The organism is Geobacter metallireducens GS-15 (assembly GCF_000012925.1).
In the GTDB taxonomy this organism is placed as follows: domain Bacteria; phylum Desulfobacterota; class Desulfuromonadia; order Geobacterales; family Geobacteraceae; genus Geobacter; species Geobacter metallireducens.
The window spans coordinates 988,716-1,005,085 of record NC_007517.1 but is presented as its reverse complement, the minus strand read 5'-3'; the positions used below and the strand labels follow the sequence as shown (position 1 = coordinate 1,005,085).

Sequence of the window (16,370 nt, the reverse complement as noted above, 5' to 3'; positions counted from 1 at the left end):
AAAAATTGCTCTTCAACCCTGACAAGCCTGCGAGGGGAGATATGAGGCTTTGGCGGGCGAAAAAAGCCCCGGATTGCTCCGGGGCTTTTTTCGCTACTTCAGGTAGGCGTGGACGCTACCGCACAGGAGTGTGGGCGAAGTCCGGCCCCACAAGCAGTCCGGTACGGTGGCACTGGACGCAGGTTTCGGCACCGCCGACAACCTTGTCCGCAATATGGGTTGCGGTGCCGGCGCCGTCATGGCACGACGTACATGCCGCGGTAATCGGCTGAATCTTGGTGTCATCGCTGTTGTCCAGGGGGTTCGCGCCGGTGGCGGTGGTGGTGCCGAGGGCGTTGGTCGGCAGCGGCAGACCGAAGGTCCCGTCGAGGTGGCAAGCGGTGCAGATCCGCCGGTCGTTCGGATAGCGGACGTGGGAGAAGATGTTGGGCGTATTGCCGAAACCGTAGACGACGTACGGCTTGACACTGAGCTCTTCGCCGGTATGGATCGAGTGAATCATATCCTTGAGGTTGATAGTCCGCTCGGCAAGTCCGTCAAGGAACGGTCCGCCGACCCGTCTCCCTTTGTCGGTGGCGTTCGGGTTGTGGCAGATGACGCACTCTTCGATGCTGTTCACCCGGTTGGCACCGTGGAGCGATAGGCGGCTGTGACAGGCGTTGCACTTCTCAACCGAGACCACTTTCCGGCGATGGAGGGACTGATCAGTTATCCGGGCACCGTTGGCAAGGTTGAAATACCATTGGACCGCAGTGCCGCCGACGTTATAGGTCCCCTTTGGAGTCGTGTAGGGGATACGCCCTTCAAGGCCGATCACCCCCACCCCCGCGGTGAGGGCCACCGGAATCGGGGTGGCAAAGGAGATGGTGTAGCTGCCGTCGCCGTTGGCCGTTGCCGCTGTCGTGGCCTGGCTGAGGGGTTGTCCGTAGTTGGCAAGGCCGTTGTTCAGATAGTCGAGCTGGGTGAAGTAGCCGAACTTGAGGCTGAAGCTCGACGGAGCTGCTGGAGAGATGGCGGTACCGTCATCCTTGGTGATCTTGAAGGTAACCGTCGGCGCGTTTCCGGCAGTGGCGTTGGCAACGTTGATGATCTGGAAGTTGATGCCGGTATAGTAGGATGGGGCCTTCTCCAGGATAGTGTGAGCCCCGACAACCGAGAGCGTGTACTGATCGGTCGGCGTGGAATCGATGTGACAGCCGGCACAGACTGCATCGGTGGCATTACCACCGGAGTGCGGTGCTGATGTGATGGTGACGGGGTTGGGGGCGGTGTCGCCCGAACGGGGATTGTTCACCGTGAGCGTGGCACTTCCGTCAAAGGTGGTGGTGTCGTGGCAGGTGGTGCAGTTGGCGATCTTCGGGGCACCCTTCCACTTGTCCACGTCCTTGCCGAAGGTACGACCAACCAAGTCAGTACCCTGCTTGTGGCACTTGGTGCATTCGATCGGCGTGCCGGTGATCCGGGAGTCCCCTGAGATGAACGGATAGCCGACCGTGGAGTAGCTGTTGAAGGAGTTGCCGAAGCCGATGATTGCATAGCCCACACCTTGAGCCACGCTCGGGAGTTTTTCTCCCATGTGGATCTTGTGGATCAGCACCTTCATGTCGACGGAGTTGCCGGTCTGCGGATCGATTACCCCCGGATAGTGGCAGACGATGCAGAGGGCGATATCGCGCCGCCCGCCGCCGTGGAGGCCGAGGCTGCCGTGGCACTCGTTGCAGGCCGAGATGGAGACGACTTCCCGGGTGGCAGTCACGGCACCGCCGTCGGGCCTGAAGTTCAGGTACGGGTTGCTCGCCTGCTGGAACGACGTGCCGCTGACGGAGGTCACGGTCCGGGTAATCTGGGCAGCAACGGTGTGGGTCAGCGTCGGATCGAACGCCAGGTTCCCCAGGGTCTTGGTGGGGTCCTTGATGTCGGTCTTGAAGGTGTAGGTATAGATTCCCGGGCTCACGGTGGCGAAAGTCCCGCCGGAGTCGTACCCCGGCTGCGTCGCCGTGGTGGTGGGAATGTAGTTTTTGTAGTAGCCGTCAGCACCGAGCTGCGCCATGGTGAAGCGGACGCTGTTGGCGGGCAGCGAGGTCGGATCGAGCGGATTCCCGTTTTCGTCAAAAAGGGTAAAGGTGACCACCGGCAGTGGGCCGCTGGTGTTCACGCTCTGGACACTTGACTGGATGTTTCCGGTGGGCGTTGCCTGGGCGGTACCCGCTCCGGCGCCTTCTTTCTTGCTGCTGCCGCAGCCGTACAGCATGGCGGCCACGGTAAGGAGGCAGACGCCCAGCAGCAGTCTCCGTACTGAGTTACCGTACATACGCTACTCTCCTTTCACTGGGGGCTAAAAATGGTCATGGCACTTGACGCAGCTTCTGCCGTTGCTCTTGTCCCGGTAGTTCCCCTTGACCGAATCCCAATTGCGCGGATGGGGGCTCACCTTGAGACCGGTACGGGCACTGTGGCACCTCATGCAGACATCCCCTTCGCTGTGGCATGTCTGGCAGGCCTGAAGGTTCCGGCGTGCCTCCACGGCATGGTCGGCCGACCATTTGTGGGTCGGGAGCATGCCGCCCGGATGGCAGCTCTGGCACTGGGTCGCCGAGAAGCCTTCGTGCTTGGGCCCGACGTTCGAGAGCTGAATGTCGCTGAATTGGCGGCGATGGGACTGGAACTGAAGATCGTTCGCCCGGAACCGCTCGTGGCACTCGATACAGAATTTCTGCTCGGAGTGGCAGCGGGTGCAGCTCTGGGGATTATCCATTGCCTTGATGGGGTGGATCTCGAGGAAATCACTGCGGTGGCTCTTCGGCTTGTAGTCGCGCCGGAAGGTCTGGTTGGACGGTGAGGTGTCGATACCGCCGCCGGTGTGGCAATCGAGGCAGAACGCCTGATCGTGACAGTCGTTGCAATTCCTCCCCGGCTTCTGCGCCACGAGGCGGTGTCCCCGCACCCAGTCGGAATCGTGGTTGGGGGCTACCCCTTCGCCCTTGTGGCAACTGCTGCACTCTGCAATGGACGACGAGGCGTAATCCTTGTGGTTTTCCTTGCGTTCGGCTGTCGCCTGCCGTGAGTAAAGTGCCGCCATGGCCAGCAGCATAGTGAACATCAGCCATTTTCTCACAGGTATCCCCCCTTTCTAGAAATCGTAGTCCAGAACGAAGCGGCCGTTGATATCGCTTTCGTCCCGCGCGGTGATGGCGTCTTCCACACGCAGAGACGCCTGCAGATTCCTGGCAAGCTTGTACTTGCCCCCCAGCCAGTATTTCTGGGCCGTTTCGCGACTGCTCCCGTCAAGATAGAAGTCGCGTTGGTAGACGTCGTAGGTGAGTCCGCCGCTGAGCTGGAGCCCCTTCGTGACGTCCCAGGCCACATCGAGCTGGCCGCCATCGAGCTTGCCGCCGTAGCCATTGCGCTTATCGTAGGCGAGCCCGATCTCCACGGAGCTGATCGGATGGAGCCTGCACCCCAGTTCGTACACGTTGGCAATGCCGTCATCGCCATAGTCCTGACGGCTGTACCCGGCGTTGACGGCGATCATGTCGTTGATCGTGTAGTCGACCCGGAAGACCCCCTCCTGGTAGCGGTTAACGGCGAAGACCGAGTAAATCGAGGTGGTGTCGAAGGTGGGGTAGCTCTGATACCACTCGCCGGTAAAGATGAGGTTGGCCATCGGGAAATACTTGACCCCTCCCAGCACTTCGTTGAAGACCTCTGCCGTCACGTCGTACCGGGCGTTGCCATAGAGCTTCAGGCGGTTGAAAAGGTATTGCTTGAACGAGGCGCCGAGGATATCGCGGGAGACGTCACCGTCATCCCACTTGCGGAACCAGCTCACGTCCAGGTCGGTATTCCTGAATCCGGAAAGGTACGCCGACAGCCCCATGGCGTAGTTTCCGCTGTGCCCCGCCTCGCCGTTGATCCCGAAAACGACGTCGCGGCCGCCGAAGACGTTGAACCCGATGGGGCCGATGTTTCTCAGGTCGATCTGACCGCCGTCGACAAGGGCGGTCCCGGCGGAATTGTTCACAAACTGCCGGCCGAGCCTGAAGTCGACCTTGTCGAACAGCCCCCGGTAGTCGGCATAGAGATAGTAGAGTCTGCCGTTCAGTCCGTCGCCGTTGTTCAGATCCTGCGAACCGCGGCCGTAACCGTAGAGGGAGAACTTGCCGGCCTCGTCGATCTTCGTCACGGAAAGCCGCAGATACTCCACCAGCTCCACCTGGCGCCCGGAGTAGTAATCATTGAACCAGATCAGTTGCGTTGAGCTCCTGCCGTTGATCTGGGCCGCAAAACCGGTTGAAGCACTGACGACACCCGCAAGCAGGAGAATGTGGGTAAACCATTTGATTCCCATTCAGTGGACCTCCTTTCTCACAAAATCAGCAACATCACCTTGTGCGCCCCCCGGGTCATCTCTCTCACCTCCTCTGTTCCGGGGTCCGCTCTCCGATTGTAGCCGGTACCTTGATGGGCAAAACAATAAGACGCGCGCCGGCGCCCGGAACCCCTCGACAGGTCAAGGACAGCGGTTTGACAACAGAACGGTAATTGCAGCAGAGGGAGAAAAATCTTAAGGAAGGTCAAATACAGCCAGGAAGGAACATGAATACGTCATAGAAACAGCAATTGAATACCTAACCTGTCTCCCACACATATCCGTCGCTTCAAACGACGCGAGCATGGAATAGCAACCGTAAACCTCAGTCGCAGACGGCATCCCGTAGAAGGCTCATCCGCGTATCCGCTTCGATCTGCTCCCAGGGAGTCTTGCCGGCGAGGAGGTACTCCTTGATGGTCCTCCCCGTGCTGTCCCGGTGGACAACCTTTTCCAGCCGGCTCATGTCGTCGGAGCAGTTGATGGTGTAGTAAAAATTCGTGTCGGCCAGGTCCTCGAACCCCTTGGGATGACCGATGGTGTCAAGGGCGTCGGCCTTCCCCTCTGCGGTGTAGACCGCCTTGGTCCGGACGGTGACACTATCTTCATCATCCTGGACGATGGAGGTCGTGTCATAATAGTAGCGGGAGGTGGAGGGATCCTCGTCGAGGAGCACCCACTGGTCGTCGGCGGCATATGCCGGAGAAACCGGAACCGCCGATGGGGCCATGATGGTCAGTGCTGCCGTCAGCGCCCATATTCCCCATGATCTTTTCATTGAAAATCCCTTCCGTTTCCCTGAACTTACCTGAAGCAAACGTCATGAAGAATGATAAAGGCAAGCTTTGCGTTGTCAAGCCACCCCCTTATTCATTCCCGCGCCGGGGCCCTCACGAGGGAGAGGAGCAGCACGGCCGCAAGGGCCGCCAACGCCGCCCCGAAGCCGAAGGCAGCCACTCTTCCCGCCTTCTCCCAGACGGCGCCGAACAGAAGGCTTGCCGGAAGCGCCCCCGCCCCCACGGCGAAATTGTACCAGCCAAAGGCGCTCCCCCGCTCCCGGGATGGGGCGAGGTCGGCCAGGAGCGCCTTCTCGGCACCTTCGGTCATGGCGTAAAAGAGCCCGTAGAAGGCGAAGAGAAGCCAGCAGGCCACCTCGGTTTCGGCCAGGGCGAATCCTCCGTAGGAAAGGGCATAGACCCCCCACCCCACGACGATCACGCCGCGGCGTCCGATCCGGTCCGACAGGGCGCCGAAGGGAGTGGACCCGGCCATTTTGACGAGATGGAAGAAGGCCCAGAGGAGGGGAATGCGGGCTGGGGTGACACCCAGTTCGCCGGCCCTCAGGAGGAGGAAGGCGTCGGATGAGTTCCCCAGGGTAAAGAGAAAAAGAATCAGGAGGAATCGCCGGAGATCGCCATGGGGGACGATGCGAAGAAAGGTGCCGTCGCCGGTGCGGACCCGCGCCGTCTCCCGCACCTTCCAGATGATGAGGACAACGGCCAGGAACCCCGGGATGGCCGCGAGCCAGAAAACGGTCCGCAGATCCTTCACGAACCAGGCAAGGAGAAGCGTGGCGATGAGGGGACCGACGAGGGCTCCGGCGTGGTCCATGGCCCGGTGGAAACCGAAGGCCTTGCCCCGGAAGGCGGGATCGGTGGAATCGGCAATGAGCGCGTCGCGGGGCGAGGTGCGTATCCCCTTCCCCACCCGGTCGGCGAAACGGATGGCGAGGATCGCCGATGGAGCCGTGGCGGCCGCCACCAGGGGACGGGCAAGGCTCGACAGGGCGTACCCGCCGAGCACCAGCCCCTTGCGGCTCCGGACGCGGTCGGAAAGGATCCCTGACACCAGCTTCAGGAACGCTGCCGTCGACTCGGCCACCCCCTCGATGAGCCCGAGGAACGCCGGCCCCGCCCCGAGGACCGTCGTGAGGAAGAGGGGGAGGAGCGGATAGATCATCTCGCTCGACACATCGGTGAGGAAGCTTACCAGCCCGAAAATCAGGACATTGCCGGAGATGCCTCTAAACATTCAAAACCTCGGAAAAGCCGGGACCGGGGATCGGGGACCAGGGACCAGGAAAGGCGAAAATGTAAAGACCGGAAAGATAGGGTTTTGCCGGTCCCCGGTTCCTGGTCCCTGGTCCCTGTCTTTACGCCGGAACCGCCCGTTTGAAGGCCCAGGCCTCGATCTTCTTGATCTGCTCCGCCATGGTGACGGAGAGGGGAACCGTGCGGCTGATGGCGGCCATGAGGTCCTGCTGGGTCATGGGGCGCTTGCCGGTAAGGGCCTCGAAGGCGGCCGCCTGTACCGCCTGCTCGATCTCGGCCCCGGAGAACCCCTTGGTGGAACCGGCCAGGAGCGGCACGTCGAAGGCGCTCAGGCCAATCTTCCGGCGCGTCAGGTGAATGCGGAAGATCTCCTCCCGCCCCTTCGTTTCCGGGAGCCCGATGTAGAAGATCTCGTCGAAGCGCCCCTTGCGGATGATCTCGGCCGGGAGCATCTCGATGGCGTTGGCGGTGGCGGCCACGAAGACCGGGGCCCGCTTCTCCTGCATCCAGGTGAGGAACGAGCCGAGGATGCGGGACGCCGGCCCCCCTTCCGCCTTGAACCCCTGGGTGGAGATCCCTGCCTCGATCTCGTCGATCCAGAGGACACAGGGGGCCACCGCCTCGGCAGTCCTGAAGGCCTTGCGGAGGCTCGACTCGGGGGTGCCGTAGCTCCCGTCGTAGACCGCCGCCATGTCGAGCCGGATGAGCGGCAGCCGCCACGTGGCCGCAATGGCCTTCACAAAGAGCGACTTGCCGCACCCGGCGATCCCCATCATGAGCACCCCCTTGGGGAGGTTCGCCCCCGAGGAGATACCCTCCAGGCCGAAGGCCTGCTCCCGCCGGGCCATCCACTGTTTCAGGTTCTCCATCCCCCCCACCTGGTCGGGGGTGACGTCGTTCGCCACGAACTCCATGATGCCGCCCGTGCGGATGATGGCCCGCTTGGTCTCGAAAATGGAGCGGACCAGCCCCTCGCCCCCCGCCTCCCCGGCGGCACGGGCTCCCCGCATTCCCCGCTCCACATCCAGAAGGTCGAGCCCCTGGGCCGCCACCACCAGATCGTTCAGAAGGCCGGGCCGCTCCTGGCACGCCTGGGCCAACTGGGGGTCCCGCGCCCTCGCCTGCTCGAAGAAGGCCTTGATCTCCTCCATGGCCGGAAGCCCCTGCTGGAGGATGACAAACTCCTCGCGAAGCGCCGCCGGAATCCCCTCCTGCTGGCCGAGGACCACGATTGCCTTCGCCTTGGCGCGCATGGCGAAATCCTTCAGGGCACGGATGAGATAGGGGTTGTCTCCCCAAAACCAGGGAAGGTCCTTGAAGAGAAAGAGAAGCGGTCCGGGCTGGGCCAAGGCGAAACCGACGGCCGCCACCGGATCGTCGATCCCCTCCACCACGGCGCCGTCGCGGCTGAAGCCCTCGGTGCAGGTCCAGACGTAGGGAGAGCCGGCCCCCTTGAGCCGGGCCGCCGCCTGGGTGGCGATCTGCTCGGTCCGCCGTTCGTTGTCGGTCACCACGTAGATCATGGTGGCCCCGGCTCCGATGAGGCGCACGAGACCTGTTACGGTGAGATTTTCCACAAGTCCCCCCCATGTGAATGCCAATACATCTCTAATTAGACAGTGTACCGTACAAATACCACTTTTGCCGCCACTGGGGACGAGTTTCCGGAAACAAAAAGCCCCTGACAATCCGAACCCGGAGCATCAGGGGCATCTTCCCTTCCCATAATCCGCTTGTTCACCGGGATATCATTCCCCCAGGTACGTATACCCCAGGAGGGTCCGGTCCAGCAGTTCCAGGAAGTGGCTGCTCTCCTCGATGGAGACCTTGCGCAGGGCCACATCCTTCTCCATGGTGTCGCGGACGTGTTTGAGGATCTCCGGTCCCTTGTACTGGACGTATTTCAGGCTCTCCCACGTGGCGTCGCCGTTGATGACCGTGTCGATCTTGTAGCCGGTCTTCTTGTTGAAAGTGACATGCACGGCGTTGGTGTCGCCGAAGAGGTTGTGCATGTCCCCCAGGATCTCCTGGTAGGCGCCGATGAGGAAGAAGCCCACGAAGTAGTCCTCGTCCTTGCGGATCTTGTGGAGCGGCAGATACTTCGTCCGGCCGTTCTCGCCGACGAAGCTGGTTATCTCCCCGTCGGAGTCGCAGGTTATGTCGGCGATGGAGGCCATGACGTCGGGCTTCTGGTTGAGCCGCTGAATCGGCACGATGGGAAAGAGCTGGTCGATGGCCCAGGAGTCGGGAATCGACTGGAACAACGAGAAGTTGGCAAAGTAGGTCTGCCGCAGGCTCAACTGGAAGTTCTGGAGCTCCTCGGGGATCGGTTTAATCTTCTCCACGATGCCGTTGATCTTGCGCAGGATCTTGCCGTGGAGCCACTCGGCCATGGCCCGTTCGGCAAGGGTCAGGTACCCCAGACTGAAAAGGCTCACCGCCTCCTGGATGAGTTGTACCGTGTCGTGGTAGTCCTCCCGAAGGGAATAGCGGTCAATGCTCTTGTAGATGTCCACCAGCTTCTTGACCGTGGGGGCCAGCTTCTCAGCGCCGTTGAGGGTTTCCTCAAAGTCCGGCATCAGGTTCTGGGTATTGGTGTTGAGGAGGTTCGTCACCAGCACCGAGTAGTGGGCCGCCGTGGCCCGGCCCGATTCGGAGATGATATTGGGGCATTCGACACCGGCGTCCTCGCAGATGTTTTTGATTTGGTAGATGACGTCGTTGGCGTACTCCTCGATGGAGTAGTTGACGCTGGAGAAGTAGCTGGACTTGGAGCCGTCGTAGTCGACCCCCAGGCCGCCGCCGATGTCCACGTACTCTATGCCGACCCCCAGCTTCCGCATCTCGGCGTAGACCCGGGTCCCCTCGATGAGGGCGCTCTTGATCTTGTCGATCTTGGTGATCTGGCTCCCGATGTGGAAGTGGATCAGTTTCACGCTATCAAGGAGTTCGTTCTGCTCCAGAAGCCCGATGGCAGCGATGATCTCCGACATCCGGAGGCCGAACTTGGCGTCCTCGCCGCCGGAGGTGGCCCATTTGCCGGTCCCCTTGGAGGAGAGCTTCACCCGAATGCCGAGCTTGGGCTTGATGCCGGTCTTTTTGGAGAGGGCGATGATCTTCTCCAGCTCGAACATCTTCTCCACGACGATGGTGATGTCGTAGCCGATCTTGGTGGCGTAGAGGACCGTCTCGATGTACTCCTTGTCCTTGTAGCCGTTGCATATGATCGGGATGCCGTTCCCCGTGGCGAAGGAGATGCCGATCACCAGCTCCGGCTTGGAGCCCACCTCGATGCCGATGTTGTAACGCTTGCCGAACTTGGCGATGGCCTCCACCACCTGCCGCTGCTGGTTCACCTTGATGGGGTAGAAGGTCTGGTACGTGGACGGGTAGTCGTTCTCATCGATGGCGTACTTGAAGGCGCGGTTGATGGCAGCGATCCGCCCCTGGAGGACATCCATGAACCGTAGCAGGATCGGGGGCTTGATCTTGCGCTTGATGAGATCGTCCACCAGCGCCCGCAGGTCGATGGAGTGCTTCGACGTGGGGGAAGGGTGTACGCAGACGTTCCCCTTCTTGTTGATGGAGAAGAGGTCAGCCCCCCAGTTGGGGAGGTTGTAAATCTTTGCGGAGTCGTTGATCGACCAGCGTTCCATAGTGGTCTCCTGGCGACGCCATATTTGCGCCCTTCCGCCGTCGGCTCGTCGTCAGGCTCCTCTACGTAGCGCTGCTACGCCTGCGGGCCTTCCTCCTCTCCGCCAACGGAATCATCGCAAATCTGACGCCGCTGTATGATATGCAATTTTGTGTTTTATTTACCACCGGGGTGAGAGATTTCGGCCAGATCGGCGCACCCGCAGGAAGCCCGGCGGAGGCATAGCAGCGCTACGCCGCACAACGAGGCTTACGAGGACGGCGTCGAGATGGTCGGAAGATATCGCCCCTTTAAGACAATCTGCTCTTGAAATCCTCGTACCCGAAACGCCGCACCACCCTGAGCTCCCCGGTTTCCGGCTCAAAGGTACAGATGGCTGGATGCTGGATGCCGTTAAAGGTGGTGGTCTTCACCATGGTGTAGTGGGACATGTCCTCGAACACGAGCCGGTCCCCCGGTTTCAGGGGCTTGTCAAAGGACCAGTCGCCGATGACGTCCCCGGCCAGGCACGACGGCCCGGCAAGCCGGTAGGTGTGAGCCTTCTCGCCGGGGTCGAAGCCGCCGGTGATGCCGGGGCGGTAGGGCATCTCCAGCACGTCTGGCATGTGGCAGGTGGCGGAGACATCGAGGATGGCGATCTCCATCTCGTTGCGCACCACGTCCAGCACCTCCCCCACGAGGACGCCGGTGCCGATGGCGATGGCCTCCCCCGGCTCCAGGTAGACCTCAACGCCGTACTTCCCCTTGAAGTATTTGACCAGCTCCACCAGGGCGTCGATGTCGTACCCCGCGCGGGTGATGTGGTGCCCGCCACCGAGGTTCAGCCACTTCATGCCGTGGAGCAGCGGCCCGAACTTCTCCTCGAAGACCTTCGCGGTCCGCTCCAGAGGCTCGAAGAGCTGTTCGCAGAGGGTGTGGAAGTGGAGCCCCTCGACTCCGGCAAGCGACTTCCCCTCAAACGCAGCGCGGGGGATGCCGAGCCGCGACTTGGGGGCGCAGGGGTCGTAGATGGGGGTATGCCCTTCGGAATGCTCGGGGTTCACCCGCAACCCCACCGACACCCGCCCCCGCTCCTTCTCCCACAGGGGGCGAAACCGCTCCAGCTGGTTGAAGGAGTTGAAGACCAGATGGTTGGAGACGGCAAGCAGCTCCACCACGTCGCTCTCCTTGAAGGCGGCGGCAAAGCTGTGGACCTCCCGTCCGAACTCCTCCCGACCCAGGCGGGCCTCCCACGGCGAGCTGGCGCAGACCCCCTGGAGGGTCTCCCGGATGATGGGAAAAACGCTCCACATGGCGAAGGCCTTCAAGGCCATGAGGATCTTAGCGCCGCTACGCTTCTGGACATCGTCGAGGATGGCCAGGTTGTGGCGCAGCCGCCCCAGGTCCACCACGTAGGCGGGGGACGGGGCCAGCTTCAGGATTTTTTCAATGTCGATGCCGGTCAAATGCAAAACCTTTTCAAAGCATTAACCACAGAGGTCACAGAGGAAGACAGAGTAAGCGCCTTAACCGCCGGAGCGCAAGATTTCGGCCAGATCCTCGCACCCGCAGGGATGCCGGCGGAGGCGTAGCAGCGCTACGCCGCACAACGAGCATTCCGAGGACGGCGGGGAGATGGTCGGAAGATTGCGCTCCTCCTACAGTTCAGGCCACTCGCCTTCCACAGCCACTTCCGGCAGCCCCATGGGGCCCAGCTCCTTGAGGAACACCTCCGGATCGAACTGCTCCATGTTCCAGACGCCCGGTGCGTGCCACTTGCCGGTGAGCATCATAATAGCTCCGACCACTGCCGGAACGCCGGTGGTGTAGCTGATAGCCTGGGACTGGACCTCTTTGTAGCAGGCCTCGTGGTCGCAGATGTTGTAGATGTACACCTGCTTGCGCTTGCCGTCCTTGAGCCCCCGGGCAATGACGCCGATGCAGGTCTTCCCCTTGGTGAGGGGGCCGAGGGAGCCGGGATCGGGAAGGAGCGCCTTCAGAAACTGGATCGGGACGATCTTCTGCCCCTGGAACTCCACCTCGTCGATGCGGGTCATCCCCACGTTCTGGAGCACTTCCAGGTGCTTCAGGTAGTTGTCGGAGAAGGTCATCCAGAACTGGGCCTTCTTGATGGTCGGGATATGCTTGACGATGGACTCCATCTCCTCGTGGTAAAGGCGGTAGATGTTCATAGGGCCGATGCCCTCGGGGAAGTCGAAGACCCGCTTGGTGGAGAGGGGCGGCGACTCCACGAACTGGCCGTTCTCCCAGTGGCGGCAGACGGCGGTCACTTCACGGATATTGATCTCCGGGTTGAAGTTGGTGGCGAAGGGCTGGCCGTGGCTGCCGGCGTTGGCGTCGATGATGTCGAGCTCCTCCACCTCATCCAGGTACTTCTTGGCGGCTAGTGCCGTATAGACGTTGGTGACGCCCGGATCGAAGCCGGAACCCAGCAACGCCATGAGCCCCGCAGCCTTGAAGCGCTCCTGGTAGGCCCACTGCCAGGAGTACTCGAACTTGGCGGTGTCCAGGGGCTCGTAGTTGGCGGTGTCGAGATAGTCCACGCCGGTTTCCAGGCAGGCGTCCATGATGGTCAGATCCTGGTACGGCAGGGCCACGTTGATGACGAGCTTCGGTTGCTCCTTCCTGATGAGCGCCACCAGTTCGGGGACGTTGTCGGCATTCACCTGGGCCGTGGCAATGGTGTTATTCAGCTGGGCAGCGATGGCGTCACACTTGGACTTGGTCCGAGAGGCCAGGGTGATCTCGCTGAAGATGTCCCGGCGCTGGGCGCATTTGTGTGCAACGACCTGGCCGACGCCGCCGGCTCCGATTATCAGTACCTTGCTCATGTTTCCTCCTGAACGACGCCATATTCGCGCGCTAACGACGTCTGCTCGTCGAGAGGCTCCTCGACGTAGCGCTGCTACGCCTGCGGGCCTCTCTCCTCTCATCCGCCGTTATCATCACGAATCTGACGCCGCTTGAACTAATATAGTAGGCAAAATCCGTGTAACGATTCTTGAGAACGCGATATTTTCGTTAATAATCAAAGGTAGGCGGGGTTACGACCCATAGTATTCGGGCCGACCCCTTGCCGATATTCTTCACCGTGTGCCGCTTGTCCGAGGTGAAGTAGAAGCACTCGTCCTTCTTCACCGTGTAGATCTTGTCATCCAACCGGAGTTGGATCTTCCCGAGGAGGACAAAACCGAATTCCTCCCCCTCGTGGAAATTCTGCTCGTCCATCTCCTCGCCCGGGGCCAGGGTCACCAGGGCCGGGTCCATCTCCCGGTTCTGGGCGCCGGGGACAAGAAGCTCCACCGTGACGGCCGCGTCGTCGGCCGAGGGCTGGACCCGGGCATCCTTGCCGTAGACCACATCCTCGCCGATGGGGTCACTGAAGAACTCCTGCATACTGACGCCGAAGACGTCGAGGATATCCTTCAGGGTGGCGATGGAGGGAGATGTGGCGTCGTTCTCCAACTGGGAGATGTACCCTTTGGTCAGGTCGGCCCGATTTGCCAGTTCCTCCTGGGTGAGGGAGTTGATCATCCTGAGCCGCTTCAACCGCTCGCCGATCTTCACGTTCTAGTCTCCTGGTCCAGAAACCCTAAACATTCTATCCAATTGCGCTGTTTAGCATTTCTAAACTTTCTGTAAAGCAGCTGGTTTAGCATTTCTAAACTTTTAGTTTAAACCCGTGCGCACAAGGGGTGGTATATAATACAACAAAAACAGAGTGTCAACGATTTTTTCGACTGTCACAAAATAAGTGTAAACCGGCACCATTGCTTCCTGCCGCAAGGATCACCGGCTTGACTTTTCCGGGCGTATGCCGTAGGAGGGACTATACTTTTTTGCCTCGTCCGCAGAATCTGTGGGTAGTTGGCTGAAAAAATAAGGGCATTGCCCCTCCGTGAAGGATAAGATTGTTTTTGCGAGAAACGATCAAGTCCGACACGGGAGAAGCAATGCTTATCAAGACTGTACTGAACAAGTTCGAGCGTTTCAAGTCCTTCATTTACGGAGATTGCCGACTGGCGAAAGTCGGCGGCTCAGAAGCACTAGTCATTGACATCAAGGCTCGTCGCAACAGCAAGCCCGAATGCCCGGAATGTGGCAAGCGAGGCAAGACATACGACACGCAACCGGCCCGACTGTTCGAGTATGTGCCGATCTGGGCGTTCAAGGTCTTCTTTCGCTACGCTCCCCGTCGGGTTCTGTGCCCAATCCATGGGGTAAAGGTTGAATCCCTCCCCTGGGGGTATGGCAAAGAGCAAATGACGATCTCGTACCAGGTCTATCTTGCCCGGTGGGCTCGGCGACTCTCCTGGAAGGAAGTTGCCGAAATCTTTAAGACCAGTTGGGACAGCATCTTTCGGGCGGTGCAGTATGCTGTCGATTACGGCCTGGCAAACAGAAACCTTGATGGCGTTACGGAAATCGGTGTTGATGAAATTGCCGTCTTCAAGGGCCATCAGTATCTTACGATGGTCTATCAGCTCAATGCCGGCGTCAGGCGTCTTCTCTGGTGTGGTCCGCAACGTCGGATAAGAACGCTACTGCGCTTCTTTCGGGAATTCGGCAAAGAACGCAGCGCCAAGCTCAAGTATGTCTGCAGCGACATGTGGGCACCGTATCTCAAGGTTATCGCCAAGCGGGCACCCAATGCCGTGAACATCCTCGACCGCTTCCACATCATGCGGAAGTTTAACGAAGCGATTGACGAGGTTCGGCGCACCGAAGCCAAGGAGTTCAAGGCCGTAAAGCAGGAGAACGTCCTGGAAAAGGGCCGTTGGTTGCTGCTGAAACGGCCGGAAAATCTGTCCGAGAAGCAGACGTCACGATTGGGAGATTTGCTCAAGCTCAACCTCTCATCAATCAAGGCATATCTGCTGCGCGAGGACTTTCAGCAGTTCTGGGACTACCAGCGGTCTGACTTTGCTGGCAAGTTCCTCGACGACTGGGTCATCAGGACAATGCAAACTGACCTGGAACCGATGAAGAAGGTTGCCAGGATGTTACGCAACCACAAACCGATGATTCTCAACTGGTTCAAGGCAAAAGGCCGACTTTCCAGCGGCGCGGTAGAGGGTCTGAACCTCAAAGCAAAACTGACTATCAGAAAAGCGTACGGTTTCCGAACCATCAAGTGCCTGCAAGTGGCGCTATATCACACACTTGGCGACTTGCCAGAACCCCTGTGTCACCACAGATTCTGCTAAAGAGCCACTTTTTTTTGAGGAGGAACGGCGATGCTGAAGGGATGCAGAGTGGGGTTCATCGGCGGCGGCAACATGGCGGAGGCGATCATCAGGGGACTTCTGGCCGGCGGGGTAACGGCGGCGGAACTGGTGGTGGCGGAGCCCATGGCCGAGCGGCGGGAATTTCTGCGGGAGACCTACGGTATTGATGCCCGTGCCGACAACGGCGAGGTGGCCACGATGACCGACGCCCTGATCGTTGCCGTGAAGCCCCAGGTATTTCGGGGCATGGCTGCGGCCCTCGGGGCAGCAGGCTTTGCCGGGAAGCTCGTCATCTCCATCATGGCGGGGATATCCATCAACGGCATCGAGGAGGTCTGCGGCGACTCTTCCCGGGTGATCCGGGTCATGCCGAACACGCCGGCCCTGGTGCTGGAGGGGGCCTCGGCCCTCTCCCGAGGGAAGAACGCCACCGACGACGATTTGTTCTTCGCCCAGGGAATCTTCGAGCTGGTGGGAACCACCTGCGTCGTGGACGAGAAACTCATGGATGCCGTCACCGGCCTCTCGGGGAGCGGGCCTGCCTACGTGTTCATGTTCATCGAGGCCCTCTCCGATGCCGGCGTGAAGAACGGCCTCCCCCGCGACGTAGCAACCCGCCTTGCGGCCCAGACGGTCCTGGGCTCCGCGAGACTCCTTCTGGAGACCGGCGACCACCCCGGAGTCCTCAAGGAAAAGGTCACCTCCCCCGGCGGCACCACCATCGCCGGCGTAGCCGCCTTGGAACGGGGCTCCTTCCGGGGGACGGTCATGGCGGCCGTGGACGCGGCCACCGCCCGCTCTGCCGAGTTGGGGAAAAAATAACGACTTTTAGCCACAGAGGACACAGAGGGCCACAGAGAAGAACCTTCAAGGAATAAGGACGTCTATCCGCACCGCCGATGAATCCTGTATTTGATCAGGGTATCGTTAGCAAGAATCCGGTTGTTACTCTGTGTCCTCTGTGCCCTCTGTGGCTGAAGCTTTTGAGTTCACCTTCTCGAAAAGCTCGATCTGCTCCGCCAGGGAGAGCTTCTTCCCTTTTTTGCCCCCCCTGAGACAGAGCGAAC

The 16,370-nt window shown here is 60.5% G+C and carries 12 protein-coding genes; 2 read left to right on the top strand and 10 right to left on the bottom strand.

All coding sequences use genetic code 11. The features are described from left to right. Positions 1 to 115 precede the first annotated feature (115 nt). From GMET_RS04555 to GMET_RS04510, 10 genes are all read right to left on the bottom strand, one after another. The gene (locus GMET_RS04555) at positions 116 to 2,311 is read right to left on the bottom strand and encodes an OmcA/MtrC family decaheme c-type cytochrome (RefSeq protein WP_004513940.1); all 2,196 of its coding nucleotides are present in this window, start codon (positions 2,309 to 2,311) and stop codon (positions 116 to 118) included. A 24-nt stretch (positions 2,312 to 2,335) separates the two neighbouring features. Beyond that, positions 2,336 to 3,115 carry a cytochrome c gene (locus GMET_RS04550; protein WP_011365743.1) on the bottom strand — a complete coding sequence of 260 codons (780 nt, stop codon included), beginning with the start codon at positions 3,113 to 3,115 and terminating at the stop codon, positions 2,336 to 2,338. 15 nt (positions 3,116 to 3,130) lie between these two features. Continuing rightward, positions 3,131 to 4,348 (bottom strand): hypothetical protein, encoded by a 1,218-nt coding sequence (locus GMET_RS04545; protein ID WP_011365742.1) that lies wholly within the window; start codon positions 4,346 to 4,348, stop codon positions 3,131 to 3,133. A 346-nt stretch (positions 4,349 to 4,694) separates the two neighbouring features. Beyond that, positions 4,695 to 5,147 (bottom strand): surface-adhesin E family protein, encoded by a 453-nt coding sequence (locus GMET_RS04540; RefSeq protein ID WP_004513937.1) that lies wholly within the window; start codon positions 5,145 to 5,147, stop codon positions 4,695 to 4,697. A gap of 92 nt (positions 5,148 to 5,239) precedes the next feature. Beyond that, positions 5,240 to 6,400: an MFS transporter gene (locus GMET_RS04535; RefSeq protein ID WP_004513936.1), complete on the bottom strand. Its 1,161-nt coding sequence runs from the start codon at positions 6,398 to 6,400 to the stop codon at positions 5,240 to 5,242. 121 nt (positions 6,401 to 6,521) lie between these two features. Continuing rightward, entirely contained in the window at positions 6,522 to 7,997 is a 1,476-nt protein-coding gene (locus GMET_RS04530; protein ID WP_004513935.1) for an AAA family ATPase, read from the bottom strand. Between the two features lie 171 nt (positions 7,998 to 8,168). Beyond that, positions 8,169 to 10,076 (bottom strand): arginine decarboxylase, encoded by a 1,908-nt coding sequence (gene speA, locus GMET_RS04525; RefSeq protein WP_004513934.1) that lies wholly within the window; start codon positions 10,074 to 10,076, stop codon positions 8,169 to 8,171. Positions 10,077 to 10,365: 289 nt separating this feature from the next. Then, the gene (gene nspC / locus GMET_RS04520) at positions 10,366 to 11,520 is read right to left on the bottom strand and encodes a carboxynorspermidine decarboxylase (RefSeq protein WP_004513933.1); all 1,155 of its coding nucleotides are present in this window, start codon (positions 11,518 to 11,520) and stop codon (positions 10,366 to 10,368) included. Between the two features lie 192 nt (positions 11,521 to 11,712). Then, entirely contained in the window at positions 11,713 to 12,906 is a 1,194-nt protein-coding gene (locus GMET_RS04515; protein ID WP_004513932.1) for a saccharopine dehydrogenase family protein, read from the bottom strand. Positions 12,907 to 13,096: 190 nt separating this feature from the next. Further along, the gene (locus GMET_RS04510; protein ID WP_004513931.1) at positions 13,097 to 13,642 is read right to left on the bottom strand and encodes a helix-turn-helix domain-containing protein; all 546 of its coding nucleotides are present in this window, start codon (positions 13,640 to 13,642) and stop codon (positions 13,097 to 13,099) included. A 386-nt stretch (positions 13,643 to 14,028) separates the two neighbouring features. Between GMET_RS04510 and GMET_RS04505 the strand changes: the two genes are divergently transcribed. Together GMET_RS04505 and proC are read left to right on the top strand one after the other, a co-directional pair. Beyond that, positions 14,029 to 15,282 (top strand): ISL3-like element ISGme6 family transposase, encoded by a 1,254-nt coding sequence (locus GMET_RS04505; protein ID WP_011365741.1) that lies wholly within the window; start codon positions 14,029 to 14,031, stop codon positions 15,280 to 15,282. A 30-nt stretch (positions 15,283 to 15,312) separates the two neighbouring features. After that, positions 15,313 to 16,125 (top strand): pyrroline-5-carboxylate reductase, encoded by an 813-nt coding sequence (gene proC, locus GMET_RS04500; RefSeq protein ID WP_004513045.1) that lies wholly within the window; start codon positions 15,313 to 15,315, stop codon positions 16,123 to 16,125. Positions 16,126 to 16,370 lie beyond the last annotated feature (245 nt).